Origin of the sequence: Streptomyces sp. NPDC079141 (assembly GCF_040686775.1) — a bacterium.
In the GTDB taxonomy this organism is placed as follows: domain Bacteria; phylum Actinomycetota; class Actinomycetes; order Streptomycetales; family Streptomycetaceae; genus Streptomyces.
The window spans coordinates 10,635-23,391 of sequence record NZ_JBFBLP010000017.1 but is presented as its reverse complement, the minus strand read 5'-3'; the positions used below and the strand labels follow the sequence as shown (position 1 = coordinate 23,391).

General features: G+C 70.8%; 15 protein-coding genes. 4 read left to right on the top strand and 11 right to left on the bottom strand.

Annotated elements, in window-relative coordinates; genetic code table 11:
- Positions 1–60: 60 nt before the first annotated feature.
- From AB0Q90_RS33690 to AB0Q90_RS33650, 9 genes are all read right to left on the bottom strand, one after another.
- Positions 61–2,364: a hypothetical protein gene (locus AB0Q90_RS33690; protein ID WP_363162331.1), complete on the bottom strand. Its 2,304-nt coding sequence runs from the start codon at positions 2,362–2,364 to the stop codon at positions 61–63.
- A 93-nt stretch (positions 2,365–2,457) separates the two neighbouring features.
- On the bottom strand, positions 2,458–2,958 hold the full coding sequence (locus AB0Q90_RS33685) for a hypothetical protein (protein ID WP_363162330.1): 501 nt from the start codon (positions 2,956–2,958) through the stop codon (positions 2,458–2,460).
- A 2-nt stretch (positions 2,959–2,960) separates the two neighbouring features.
- The gene (locus AB0Q90_RS33680) at positions 2,961–3,644 is read right to left on the bottom strand and encodes a hypothetical protein (protein WP_363162329.1); all 684 of its coding nucleotides are present in this window, start codon (positions 3,642–3,644) and stop codon (positions 2,961–2,963) included.
- Complete coding sequence (locus AB0Q90_RS33675) at positions 3,641–3,844, bottom strand: hypothetical protein (protein WP_363162328.1); 204 nt, start codon at positions 3,842–3,844, stop codon at positions 3,641–3,643. The genes AB0Q90_RS33680 and AB0Q90_RS33675 overlap by 4 nt, the downstream gene beginning before the upstream one ends.
- Positions 3,844–5,439 (bottom strand): hypothetical protein, encoded by a 1,596-nt coding sequence (locus tag AB0Q90_RS33670; protein ID WP_363162327.1) that lies wholly within the window; start codon positions 5,437–5,439, stop codon positions 3,844–3,846. The genes AB0Q90_RS33675 and AB0Q90_RS33670 overlap by 1 nt, the downstream gene beginning before the upstream one ends.
- Positions 5,436–5,615, bottom strand: a complete 180-nt coding sequence (locus AB0Q90_RS33665) for a hypothetical protein (protein ID WP_363162326.1) — start codon at positions 5,613–5,615, stop codon at positions 5,436–5,438. Before AB0Q90_RS33665 ends, AB0Q90_RS33670 begins: the two co-directional genes overlap by 4 nt.
- The gene (locus AB0Q90_RS33660) at positions 5,612–5,818 is read right to left on the bottom strand and encodes a hypothetical protein (RefSeq protein WP_363162325.1); all 207 of its coding nucleotides are present in this window, start codon (positions 5,816–5,818) and stop codon (positions 5,612–5,614) included. The genes AB0Q90_RS33665 and AB0Q90_RS33660 overlap by 4 nt, the downstream gene beginning before the upstream one ends.
- On the bottom strand, positions 5,818–6,357 hold the full coding sequence (locus AB0Q90_RS33655) for a hypothetical protein (protein WP_363162324.1): 540 nt from the start codon (positions 6,355–6,357) through the stop codon (positions 5,818–5,820). Before AB0Q90_RS33655 ends, AB0Q90_RS33660 begins: the two co-directional genes overlap by 1 nt.
- On the bottom strand, positions 6,354–6,641 hold the full coding sequence (locus AB0Q90_RS33650) for a WhiB family transcriptional regulator (protein WP_363162323.1): 288 nt from the start codon (positions 6,639–6,641) through the stop codon (positions 6,354–6,356). The genes AB0Q90_RS33655 and AB0Q90_RS33650 overlap by 4 nt, the downstream gene beginning before the upstream one ends.
- A gap of 332 nt (positions 6,642–6,973) precedes the next feature.
- Between AB0Q90_RS33650 and AB0Q90_RS33645 the strand changes: the two genes are divergently transcribed.
- From AB0Q90_RS33645 to AB0Q90_RS33635, 3 genes are read left to right on the top strand one after another with little or no spacing between them, the layout of a single operon-like run.
- Complete coding sequence (locus AB0Q90_RS33645) at positions 6,974–7,792, top strand: GntR family transcriptional regulator (protein WP_363162322.1); 819 nt, start codon at positions 6,974–6,976, stop codon at positions 7,790–7,792.
- Positions 7,789–8,181, top strand: a complete 393-nt coding sequence (locus tag AB0Q90_RS33640; protein ID WP_363162321.1) for a hypothetical protein — start codon at positions 7,789–7,791, stop codon at positions 8,179–8,181. The genes AB0Q90_RS33645 and AB0Q90_RS33640 overlap by 4 nt, the downstream gene beginning before the upstream one ends.
- 43 nt (positions 8,182–8,224) lie before the next feature.
- Positions 8,225–8,419: a hypothetical protein gene (locus AB0Q90_RS33635; RefSeq protein ID WP_363162320.1), complete on the top strand. Its 195-nt coding sequence runs from the start codon at positions 8,225–8,227 to the stop codon at positions 8,417–8,419.
- Positions 8,420–8,489: 70 nt separating this feature from the next.
- Here the strand turns inward: AB0Q90_RS33635 and AB0Q90_RS33630 are convergent, their stop codons facing one another.
- A complete protein-coding gene (locus AB0Q90_RS33630; RefSeq protein ID WP_363162319.1) occupies positions 8,490–9,167 on the bottom strand; it encodes a YdcF family protein in 678 nt (225 codons plus the stop codon).
- A 281-nt stretch (positions 9,168–9,448) separates the two neighbouring features.
- On the opposite strand from AB0Q90_RS33630, the gene AB0Q90_RS33625 reads away from it, so the two are divergent.
- Positions 9,449–9,787 (top strand): hypothetical protein, encoded by a 339-nt coding sequence (locus tag AB0Q90_RS33625; protein WP_365734034.1) that lies wholly within the window; start codon positions 9,449–9,451, stop codon positions 9,785–9,787.
- A 49-nt stretch (positions 9,788–9,836) separates the two neighbouring features.
- On the opposite strand, the gene AB0Q90_RS33620 is transcribed toward AB0Q90_RS33625, so the two are convergent.
- Positions 9,837–12,560, bottom strand: a complete 2,724-nt coding sequence (locus tag AB0Q90_RS33620; RefSeq protein WP_363162317.1) for a hypothetical protein — start codon at positions 12,558–12,560, stop codon at positions 9,837–9,839.
- Positions 12,561–12,757: the final 197 nt, after the last annotated feature.

Here is a 12,757-nt window from a genome sequence, read left to right as displayed (position 1 = left end):
TGTACGGCGGCCTGCCGCCGGCCTGCCGGTGGTGTGCCGGGGCGGCAGGCCGCGGGCAGGTCACGAGAACGCCTGCAGAGCCGCCTTGACGTCGGCCAGGAGGTAGCCGGTGGGCTCGCCGGGCAGGTGCCGCAGCCGGGTGGAGGACAGCTCTGCGCCGGCGTCCGTGAGGGCCTTGCGGAGGTGGCGGCCGATCATGGCGAGCCGGTCGGCGCGGTCGTCCCACCGGCTCCACCAGTCCGCGTCGTCGGCGATCAGGTGCTCGGCGAGCTGGGCGACGGTCAGCGCCTCGGGGTCCTGCTCGGCGCGGAAGGCCTCGCGCAGAGTGAGCAGGACGGCAGGCGGAGCGGGCGGTGGCGTGCTGTCGGCGCGGCAGCGGGCGAGCAGGTCCTGGTAGGGCTGCCACAGCCCGGCCTCGGCGAGGGTGTGAGTCAGGTCGGGCAGCCCGGCGGCGGCACGTTCGGCGCCGAGCTGGGCGGCCTGGGCGTCGCTGACCTCGCGGACCTGGTAGCGGATAGGCCGGTTGGGCATGCCGGGCAGGCCCTGGGCGTAGATCTGGCCGGCGTCGTTGACCTGGGTGTGGGTGGCGGCCTGGAGGAGATCGGCACGGTAGCCCTCGGCGACGGCTCCGCCGCCGAGGAGTTCGGTGACATCCACACGGCGGCAGGCGCCCAGCAGGCGGGAGGAGAGCTTGGGGCCGATGGCCTGGCCGAGGTAGTCACGGGTGCCGAACTGGCTGCCGGACTCGAACCAGACGGCCTCCTTGCGGCCGAGCAGCAGGGCACGCACCAGCTTCGCCTTGGCCTCCTCGCTCAGCTGCGGCCACTCGTCGGTGAACACCACGACGGCCGGGTGCTCTTCACTGACGCGCCACTTGTTGCCCCAGCCGTAGCGGGCACGCTGGCGGGCGCGGGCCGAGCACAGGACCAGCAGGAAGTCCAGGACGTCCTGGATCAGCTCGTCGTCCATGCACGCCGACAGCGTGATCGCCTCGCCCAGGGCGCCGACGCCGGTGCCGACCGGGTCGAGGTTGAACGCCACGGCGTCCCGGCAGGCGGTGACGGCTTCGGCGAGCGCGAGCATCACGCCGGACTTGCCGCCGCCGGAGTCGGCGACCATCAGCAGCATCAGCCCGGCCAGGGAGAAGACGAGCGGGGTGCCGTCCATAGCCACGCCGAAGTCGGCCGTGTCCACGATCGACATCGACAGCGGCGGCCGGTACGGCAGCGGGCCGACCACGTCCGGGGCGAACGGGTCGCGCAGCAGCGCACGGACGAACGCGCTGTCCCCGGCCTCCGGGTCGCCTTCGATCAGCAGACCGCCTCGGCGCAGCCGCAGCCGGGTGATCAGAGCCTTGTAGATGTCGTCCTTGTTCAGCTCGTCCGGGCTGCCGGTCGCGAACCGCAGGTAGAACGACCAGCCCCACGGCTCCTCGACCGCCTTGGCGACCTCCGCGAGATTCCGGCCCTCGGCGCGGACAGCCGCAGCGAGCACGGCGGCGGCCTCCTCCCCGGTGCGCGCGTCGGCGAGTGAGCCGGGAACCTGCTCATCGGAGGCAGCACCATCAGCGGCGTCGGCCGGGCGCTGTCCGGCGGGCGCGTCCGGGCCGTCGGCGGTGGAACGGGGTTCGTCGAGCTGGTAGCCGGCAGGGGCGTCGAGTTCGGGAATGAGCAGCTCGGCGGGGACCGGCCGGGCGGTGAGCGGGATCGGGTGGCGGCTCAGCCACCAGCCGCCGCCGAGCAGAGCCGGACCGGCGATCAGCGCGGACACGGGTGCCGTGACGGTGACGGTGACCAGGGCGCCGAGGGCGGGCACCACGACGCAGGTGAACCGCACGGCGCCGCGTGTCCCGCGCCACCGGCTGATCTGCTCGGCGGTGGGCTGGTCAGGGGCGAACGGCATGGCGTTGAGGACGGCCAGGCCGTTGCGGCGGCGGTCGGCCTCGGTCCCGAGGTCACGCAGCCGGTTCTTCTCCGGGCCGCTGAGGCCGTCCTCGGCCGCCTTGTCCACCAGCTTGGACATCTGCTTGAGCGTGGTGTTCCGGGCGGTCACGGCGTCGTCGCGGCGCTCGGTGAAGTGGTCGAACTGCTTCTTGACGATGCGGCGGCGGATCTCGTCGCCGGTCATGTAGCGCAGCGCGGCCCAGTGCACGGTCAAGGCCCAGGCGTTGCGCAGCCCCGGCAGGGTGCGGGCGGCGGTGAAGCGGGCGGCGGTGGCCGCCGCGTGGGCGATGCGCCGGGCCGCACGGCGTCCGGCTGCCGCCGGGGCCGGTCCGGCGTCCGGCTGCCGTTCATCGTCGCCGACGAACTCGCCTTCATGGACGATGACTTCGGGCAGGAGGCCACTGTCGTCGTGGCTGGTCATAGCGGGGTACTCCAGAAAAGGCGCGGGGAACGAGAAGGAGGAAAAGGGGCCGCAGGTTCCCGCGGCAGGGGGCGCTGTAAGAGAGCCGACAGATCAGCCGCCGAAGACGTACAGGCCGATGTTGTTGCCGGTCAGCGTGGTGGCGCTGACGATCCACCCCATGAAGCCGAGGCTGGTGCCGTAGCAGACGGCCACGAGCGTGCCGCCGACCATTTCCTTCCAGTCCTTGGGCTTGCCGCGGGCCGCGATGAGCTTGATGACGTACCAGGTGATCCCGGTCAGGCCGATGGCCGCACCGCCTGCGGAGACCGGGGTGACCGCGGTGCGGGGCGGGTTGGCGGTCACCGTCGCTCCGGCGGTCTTGTCCACGGCCTGCTGCCCGGCGACGTTCATGCCGTGGCGCAGGGCACCGGCGATCTCGCCGAGGAAGCCGCCGGAGTTCACGGTGATCAGCAGCATGAAGAAGCCGACGAAGATCAGCGTCTTCTTGTTGCGCAGCAGCTTGTACTTGAACCCGGCGATGATCGCGACGGTGGCGACGGCGCCGAAGACCAGGGCGCCGAAACCGGCGTTGGCGGGGGAGTTGGCGAACATGGTCAGGAAGCTCCAGTCAGGAAGTGGGTGGCAGCGCGCCAGGAGACGATCAGGACGCCGATTCCGGCGGCCCACAGCGCGGGGCGGGTGATGATCCAGCCGCGGGGCGAACGCACCAGGCGCACCAGGCCTCGGCCGGTGAAGGCCAGCGCCTTCCAGGCCAGTTCGCACACGAAGCCGGGCAAGCCCGGGACGAGCTGGCCGAGGAAGACGGCGCCGGTACCGGCGAGGACGAAGCCGAGCGGGGTGAGGACGGGGGCGGTGATGCCGCCGCTGGCGATGCTGTCCGCGACCCAGCGGGCGGCGGTGGTGCCGCCGACGGGCAGGAAACTGACCACCGCGATGGACAGCAGGTTGCGGACGGGCTGCAGCCGCCCCCAGTCCGGGTCATTGCCCTCCCTGCCACGGCTGGGGGACCGTTCGGCGACGGCCGCGGTGACGTCCGCCCAGCTCACCGTCTCGGCCATGGCCACCGTCGGTTCGTAGCCGACGGCCTCGGCCAGGTCCGGGGTGATGACGGGCGGCGGCGGGGGCGGCTGGTCGCCGGTCACCGCGCACCGCACCGCGCTCAGCGAGCGCAGCGGGCAGCCGGAGGCCACCGGGCAGACGGAGCAGCAGCCCACCCGGGTCGGCTCCGCCCTCTGCCCGTCGGCCCACCACGGCTCGCCAGCGTTGTTCTTGTTCATCGGGGCCATCGCACGGCCTCCCCAAGCAGGGCCAGCAGCCGCTCACGCACCTTGATCTCGTCCGCGTCCGGCTCGGCGCCGGCCAGCGGCTCGGGCTGCCAGCCCTCGGGCAGCGGCGGCACCGGAGGCAGCGGGCGGCGGGACCGGAGGCGGGGAAGGACCAGCCGAACGGCGGGCCGGTGGGAACGCCGGAAGAACATCAGGCCCCCTCGTCCGTTGCCGCGACCGCGGCCGGCTGGTCCGCGAGGGTCTTCTTCACCGCACGGATCTGGTTGCGCACCCACTCCGCGTCCGCCTTGAACTCGCGGCCGAGCTCGGTGGGCGACGGCGTCTGACCGTCGGCGAGCAGAGCGGTGATCCGTTCACGCACCGCATCGCGCAGTTCCTCGCGCCCGGCCGCGCGCGCCCCGCCGACATCGGCCGTCCGCGTCGCCCGGCGGTCGGTACGGCGCTGGCGGTTGCCGCCCGCCGCACCGGGCCTGCCGGACGGGCCGCCACCGGTAGCGGAGGCCGGGTTACCGGCGGCGGACCCGGCGGCATTACCGCTGCCGTTACCGTTCGAGCCACCGGTAACCGGTGCGGAGTTACCGCCACTGGTTGCCGGGGTTTCACCGCCCGGGTTACCGGCACCGGTAGTCGTGCTGTCACCGCCTGGATTACCGGTGCCGGTACCGGGTGGCAGGGCGGGCGGTACGGCGGCGGGCGCGACCGGTTGTGCCTGCACGTCCGGGGCAGGGGGCGCGGCCGGTTCGGCAGCGGTGGCGGGGTGCTCGCGCAGCGCGTGGACCCGCCACAGCACGAACGGTCCGATGGAGACGACGAGGGCGACCAGCCACCAGGTGGGCTTCACGTCGTCACCGGTGCCGGTGACGCCGAACAGTCCGGCCTCGGCGAGGTGGACCAGCACGTTCGCGATCACCATCAGGCTGATGGCGGTGAACGTGTCGCGGTGACGCCGGAAGGCGGCGACCACGTACACGTCGATCGCGATCGGCAGCAGCGGTGCCACCAGGAGCGGGAAGCCGACCAGCACGGCCAGGGACCATTCGCCCGACGCGGTCAGCCCGATGGCGGCGAACAGGGCGAACGTCGGCAGCTTCTTCGTCAGCTTCTCGCCGCGTTCCTGACGCTGCTCGGCCTCGGCGTGGGCCTGCTCCAGCAGTTCGTCCGCCTCGTCCTTGCCGAGGCGGGCCTTGGCCAGGACGGCGTCCGCCTTCCGGCCGGTGTCCTCGGCCTGCCTTCGGGCGTCGTCCACCAGGGTCTCGGCCCGGCGCCGGGCGTCCTCCAGCAGCCGGGTGGCCTCCTCCTCCGTGGCCTGGCGGAAGGATTCAGCGTCCTGCTCACGACGGCGGGCCCGGGCATCGGCCTGCCCCCGCAGCGTCTCGGCCTCGTCCTCGATACGGCGCAGCTCCTGCTGGCCGGCCTCCCGCACCCGCGCGGCCGTCGTGCGGGCGTCGGCCAGGATCTCCTCGGCCGCCTCGCGGGCCTGGGCCAGGACCGTCCGGGCGACGGTGATCTGCTTCTCGGCCGCCTGGTGGGACTGCTCGGCGTGCAGGTCGGCGATGAGTTTGCGCTGCTGGGCGCCCTCGGCGTCGGCCTCGGCCTGAGCCGCTGCGGTGGCCGCTTCCCGCCGCAGCGTCTGGGCCTCACGGCGGGAGGCGGCCAGCAGATCGCTCGCCTCGGCGTGGGCCGCCTCCAGGACGTCGGCGGCCGTCGGCTCTCCCGCCGGGGTGTCGATGAGAAGGTGGGCGCGGTGGGCGCCCGGGATGTTCGGTACGCGGTCGTGCTCGATCACCGGGGGTCTTCTTCCTGCTGTGTCCAGGTGGCGGCCAGACGGTCGGCGGCCCGGGCCGCATCCGACCTGCTCAGGGCCTGCTTCATACGTGCGGTGGCCTGCTCTGCGGCGGTGGCGTCCTGCCGGGCCTGCTCGGCCCGGCCGATGGCCGCCTGCCAGGTGCGCATGCGGGTCATCGGCCCTCCTGCCTCTGGCGCTCCTTGTCGGCCCACTTCCAGCCGGTGCGGTCGGCCTGGGTGGCGCTGCGGTGGTGGCGCTCACGGCGCCGCGCCGAACGCTGGGCCTCCACGCGCTGCCGCTTCTGGGTGGCGGACTCCTTGCCCACGTACGTGGTGGCGGCCATCTGCCGGTCGTTTCCGAACAGCCCGAAGAACGCCATCACGCACCCCCGCTGGTCAGCGCGGTGATGTGAATGGTGGAGCTGCCGCAGATACCGCGGGCCTCCAGGTAGTCGCCACTCGTCCGCAGCCCGGGCGCATGGATCGCCTGGGCGAGGGTGTCGATGAGCTGGGCGGGCAGCGGCCGGCCGACATGGACGGCCACGTCGGCGTCCAGCGGGGCGGCGTCGCTGATCAGATCGAGCAGATGGGCGACCATGTCGGCGTCGTCCAGCACGGTGCCGGCGGACGGCGCGGGCGGGACGGCGGCCGGGATGGTGGCGGCCAGCAGACGGGCCAGACCGGCCCGCAGCTGCAGGATCGCCATCACCAGCGCGTCGGCGTCCATCTCCTTCAGCGGCAACGTGATGGCCTCGGACAGCAGGGTGCGGGCACTCTCCGCGGCCTCGACCCGGCGCGCGGCCGGGGACGCGGCGGACAGGCCGTTCCACGCCATCCGCATGTACTCGACCAGCTCCGGGAACACCGGCTCCAGCAACTCCCGCGAGCGCGGGTCCAGCTCGGGCATCTGCGCGTTCACGCCGCACCCCCGTTCCCGGTGGCCTGGCGGGCCCGGAACATCTGGCGCCGCTCCTCCTGGCGCAACCCGCCGAAGACCCCGTTGATCCGCGTGAGCTCCGACTGGGCCAGATCCCGCTCCAGGCACACCGCGCGGACGGCCGCCGGGCACACGGCGCACACCGCCAGCGCCGACCGTTCGCCCTTGTTGGGCTGCTGGTCCAGCTCGGACGGACGGGCGAAGAAGATCTGCGTGTCGAGCCCCGTGCACGCGGCCCGGGTACGGCCCTCCTCGTCCACGGGCACAGCGCCGAACGGCAGTCGCAGTAACGAACCGGGCGAACGCCGTACCGCGGCGGCAGGCACACTCGTAGGCTTGGGCATGCGGAAGTCACTCCTCGAATCGGGTGGGCTTTCCGCGCGAGGACCCCTGAGATCGGTCGAAGGAGATCAGGGGTCCTTTTGCGCGTTCCGGGCAAGGCAGAGCTACGGACGCAGGGCAAAACAGCCCCAACATCCCGCCGACTTCACTAGCGAAGTTGGTGAGATCGACCGTAGGCGGAGATCGGCAACCTCGTCAAGAGTTCACTAGTGAAGTTGTCGTGACTTGCCTAGTGAAGGTGCTCTACGCTGAGCGCATGACGGCACAGGACCCGAGGCCGCGCGGAGCGCAGCGGATCGCCGACGATCTCAGAGCGGAGATCGAATCCGGCGCCATCGAGCCGGGGGAAAAGCTCCCGACCACGCGTGAGCTGGTGGCGAAGTACGAGGTGACAGGCGAGACCGTGCGCCAGGCGATCCTCCGGCTGAAGAACGCCGGACTGGTCACCAGCAGGCAGGGCGGCGGCGTCTACGCCCGCGACCGCCCGCCGCTCAAACGCCTCGGGATCCAGCGCTACGACAAGGCGAAATGGCGTGACAACGACGAGGTGGCGTTCATTGCCGATCGGGTTGCCTCGGGCCGCGAGTACAACCGCAGCGACCAGACCCAGACCGTCAGCCGGGTGCCGGCCACCCGCGAGATCGCCGCCGCCCTGGGCATCCCGGAGGGCTCGGAGGTCTACGCACGCGCCCGCCTAGTGAAGGAGAAGGGCCAGCCCACCCACACCCTGACCAGCTTCTACCGGCCCAGCCACGTCGAGGGCACCCGGCTCGTCGACCCCACCCCCGGCCCGGCCGGGAAGGGCGGGGGCTTCCGCGTGTTCTACGAACTCGGCCTGGAACCCGACCACATGACCGAGGAACTGCGGGCCCGCATGCCCACCCCCGCCGAGACAGAGCAGCTGGAGCTGCCGCCCGGCGAACCGGTCGTAATCCTCAAACGCACCACCTACACCGCCGACGAGACCGTGATCGAGTACGCCCTCGGCGTCCATGCCGCCAGCCGCTTCAGCTGGAGCTACAGCTTCCAGATGCCCGACTCCGCCCGTGACCAGGCCGAAAGGCAGCAACCATGACCAGTGAAGGAAAACCCCGCGCGCTCGACGTGGCCGAACTGACCGCACCCGGCGACGTGCCGTCCGCCGACGTGACCGAGATGGCCCACCGCCGCCAGCGGCACCAGGACCGCCTCGCGGGCACCGTCCGCGGCCTGCCGCCGCAGGAGGCCGTCACCGCGGACGGCTCCGACGCGATCGCCGCCCTGGTCCTGGGCACCGCGATCACCGTGCAGCTCGAAGACGAACAGCCGCCCCTGATGCGCCGGGCCCTGCAGCACGGCCGTACCTGGAGCGAGATCGCCACAGCCACAGGGCTCAGCGCCGACCAAGCCCGCACCGCCTACACCACCTGGGCGGACACCCTCGACAACAGCGCCCGCGCGGAGGCCCTCGGCCTGGCGGAGTGAGACGTCCCCGCCCGCGCCAGTACAAGGACAATCCGGAGGAACAGTGGGAAGGAACAAGGACGCGGTGCGCCTTGCTGAACTGCGCGGTATCGCCTACGCAGATGCCCTGCGGAAACTGCGGCAGGAGAACGACCGCCATGGCGACGAAACCCTCCATGCCACGGGCCTTCGGATGATCGCCAAAGCCGAGGCTGCGACGGGCAGCCCGCCGGAAGCAGGAGATGGTCCGACCCGGTGACAGCCGTCCGCGTACGCCGGTGCCCCGTGAAGCGCGTCGTCTTCACGGGGCACCGGCGTACGCGGACAGGTCAGCGGGGCAGGAGACGGCTGTCGAAGCCGGCATCGGCCAGCCGCTTGAAGGCCGAGGTCACGTCCTCCGGGACGTCCTGGGGGATGGTGAAGCCCTGCTCGGGATACACCATCACCCGCTGCAGCGCGCCTGTCAGCATGTCGATGACCAGCTTCGCGTCCCCGATCCCCTCGGCGTATGCGGCCAGTCCCACCGGCTCCGACGCGCACACCACGTCCACGTCGGGCCACACCTTCCGAAACGTCGCGTACGAGCGGCGCTCCTCGTACGGCTTGCACACCACCAGCACCGACTCCGGCACGATCCCGGCCTCGGCCAGCACCTGGCGGGAGAAGACGGCGTTCTGCCCGGTGTTCGCCGCCTTCGGCTCCACCAGCACCGCCTCCTTGGGCACGCCGAGTTCCAGCGCGTGCTCGCGGTAGTGCACCGCCTCGCCCCGGGGGAAGCGCACCTTCGTCGTCGGGCTGTTGCCACCGGTGAACACGATCACGGGGAACAGGCCCTCTCGGTAGAGGTCCACGGTGTGTGAGGCGACCCCGAGATCGTGGCTGCCCAAGCCGATCCCGGCCGAGCACGGCCGCAGCTCGTGGTGCATCTGGTGGTAGTCCCAGATCAGCTCCGCATCCCGCCACTCCTCGGCGGTGATCACGCGCTGCTGTCCTTCGGCGTCTGCCACGGTGGCCACTCCCTGAACGATCCTGTTTCCGGCGCACGGCGCATCGTGCCGCAGCGTCGTGATCGCCGGTTCTCTGGCCTATCTGGACTATGCCAGATAGGCCAGATGGTCCGTGAACTCGCTCAGATCGGCGACGGCACCGGCCTGAAGCTCTTCGGCGGACACATGAGTAATGTCACTCAGGGGATGTGTCGGAGACCTGGTTCGCTTCCTGCCCGCCAACTTCGCCGGTCTGGCTATACGGGCAGGTCAAAGGCGGCAGACTGGGGTCTCCGCCCGCCGTGATCTGGAGGAACGAGCCGGTGCCGTACGACCCCAGCCCGCTGTCACGGGATGCCGCGAAGACCCTGCGGGAGATCGCCCAGGACCTCGAAAGCGGTAAGGCCGAGTTCGACAGTCCCCGCAGTGCGGCCCGCCTTCTGCGCGATTTCCACGAGCTCGCCGAGCACCTGCCCCAGGTCCTGCTGCAGGCTTCCGCCGCTGTGGAGCGGACGGCCCGCGACCGGGATGACGCCACTGCCGTGGCCCGCGTCATCGGCGAGGCCGCCACCACCGCCACGAACCTCACCGACCAGCTCCGCCGCGCGCACGAGGCCGCCCAGGACGTCCGCGGGCGCTGAAGCCTCCAGGGCATGCCTGTGCTGCGTGCGCCGCCCAGGCAAGTGGGGGCTATTGCGTGCGGTTGTGGCGTGGGCAGTTCACGGGTGGCGGCGGGGCGGGGCTGTTGGTGTTCGGCCCCAGCGGCAGGGACCAGGCTTTGCGGACGGTGTCGATCATGGGACGGGCGCTGTAGGGCGAGATGCCGAGTTCCCGGCGTGCGTCGGCAAGCCGCTCCGGGTCGCCGTCCGGGCCCTGCTCAGCTGCCAGTTGAGTGCGGTGTTCGAGCCTGTCGGTGCTGAAGACGTCGAGCAGCGTGAGCGAGAAGTACGCGTACGTGGATGCTTCGTCGATGAGCTCACGGGCGTCGCCGGTGAGCTCCTGTCTGGCTGCCGTGCTCGGTTCGCCGTCGGCGGCCGGCGTGTCCGGCCGGGTGCCGTGAGAGTAGAAGGCGAACTGCTCCAGCGTGTGCAGCACCTCGGCCTGTGTGCACGGGCAGGGGTCGCGCAGATAGTCGCTCAGAGTGCGGAAAGAAGCGAGCACATCGCTGGTCTCGCGGGTCCAGCGCTGCTTGCTCAGCAGAGTCCGGAAGCCGGCGAACGTCTCCGCCAGCTCCTCCAGGACGAGGTGGCGGGAGATGTGGGTGAGCTCGAACGACTGGGCCTTGTCCTGCATTTCCCGCATCTGCAGGCCGTAACGGAGCAGGTCACGCAGGATGCCGCCCGACAAGGCGTGGGCAAGCATGATGTGAGGGTCATTCAGCGTCTGGGAGCGCTTGGCGAGGATGGTCCGTGACTCCTTCAGGGTGCTGGGCTGGACGTGGAGGATGTCATCGAGCGAGCTGTCGGTGACGTCCCGGTGCGGCAGCCCCCGCCGAACGAACGCGGCCCCCACGTCGTCGGCCACCGATATCAGGTAGTGGACCAGGGGCACACCCAGGATCGCCTTGATCTCCCGGAGGAACGCCAGGGCCTGGCTGTCCGTGCCGAGGCGGTCCACCTCGTCGATGGCGATCACGACGGTCTTGCCTTGCCCGACTTTCTCATCGGCGATGCGCCTGAGCAGGCCCCGGAACTCTTCCACCAGTTCCGGGTAGTTCGGCGGGATGGTGGAGACAGACGTGGCGTGGTTGCTGCCCAGGCTGAGGAACTGGGCAGCGCCGCCGGTGGTCAGTCCGTGCGTGGACTGCTGGATCGTCTGGAGACGGTAGAGGTGGTTGCGGCACTGGATTACCAGTTCCGGTTCCTCCGGCCGCGGACTCCAGCTTCCCGCTTTGGACAGCAGGACTCCTGTGATGACGCCGGCGAGCCTCAGCGGGTTCTCGGGGTCCGACAGGAGGGCGTGCGTCTGCGGGTTGTCGATGAGGTACACCAGCAGGGATGCCCCGGCTCCGGCGGCCAGGAGGCGGAACCACGTCTCCAAGGAGACATGCCACCTGCCCAGCGGGAACTCGATGTCGGCGTCGCGGGCCAGGCGAAGGAGCCACCACAGGAGCGCCAGCCCTGCGGTGCAGGCGGCGGTTCGGATCAGCGCCTCGTGCTGGGTGCGGTACAGGTGCAGGATCTGCCGACGGATCTGACCGTCCAGCAACACCGTCGCGATCGACACCACGGGCAGGAGACCGCCGAGAATTTCGCTGCCGCGCACCCACAGCCGTCCCAGCAGACGTGGCAGCCAGTCCTCATGCCGCATCTTCCACCAGGCGATTCCGGCGATGGCGACGGCGATACTGGCGATGACTGCGTGGCCCTGCCAGATGTCCATCGCGTCATCGCGGATCGAGGCGGCATGCACGCGTACGAAGCCGGCGACGGATGCGGCGTACTGCGCATACAGGGAGCGCACCGAGGCGGACAGGCCCAGCACCAGCAGGGCGGCGGCGGGCACCGCGAACGAACTCCACCGTCCCAGTCGCTTGGCCTGGGACTTCACTCCCCGCAACAGCTTGCGTGCCGGAGACAGCCGTGTGAGATCGGGCGGCGCGTAGCCCTTGTCCCGCATGTACTTCTCGCACAGCCGCACTGACAGCGACAGCAGGAAGTCGTGCGGGGTGTAGGTGGCCGGAGCCTGGACGATCACACCGAAGCCGGCCTTCTTCACGACCTGCTCCAGCAGCGTCGTCTTGCCCGCACCCCGCGGACCGCAGACGGCGATCGTGCCGTCCTCGATGTGCGACAGCTTGCGCTCCAGCTGCCGCCGGGCCCCGTTCTCGACGACAAAGCCCGGCGCCCGCGGCGCACGCAGGCCCCAGTCGTAATCGTCCGGAATGAACAAGGAATCGGAATCGTCACCCAGCATGTGCTGGACCAACTCGGGCACTACCCGGCCGGTGCCTTCATCCTCCAGGTCTTCGCCCCAGCGGACGGCACACACTCCCACCTTGAAGCGTTGCACCAGCCACGCGATGCCCAACACCCCGGCCGCCAGGCACGCTGTCAGGTGGACCCAGGCCTCCGTATCGCGCCGGAACAAGGTGAACATCACCGCTGCCGCGACCACAACCGCCACGAGGAAGGCGAGCAAGCCACCGAAGACGAGTACGGCCAAGCTCCCGAACACGATCAGGGAACAGACCACCCGCCAGTCCCACGCTGTCGCGTCCGCCGCTCGTTCCAACTCGTCGTGGATCTCATCCAGCTTCTCCTCCGCCTCGTCCAAGGCGGTGGACGGGCACCCGATGGTGGCGTAGCGGCGATACGGGTCCGTCCCCATCCGCTCGAAAACGGTGTCCCAGGTCACGCCGTCCCGTTTTCCCAGCAGCCGTGCTGTCTCCGGTTCCTGGAGCGCGGCCTGCACACACCGGTCGTATATCTCGTCTTTGTAGGCCCCGCTCCGGAAGTCCTCTGCCTTTGCCCTCCAGCGGTCCAGCCTGTTCCGTAACGGCAGCATCCGCCCGCCCTTCCCCCGAGTGTCAGAACCTGCGGATGCTAACGCTGTGACCCGGAGCGACGGGCGGCGTTCTCGTGAAGGTGGCGTGGTTCGTGCGCACCTCG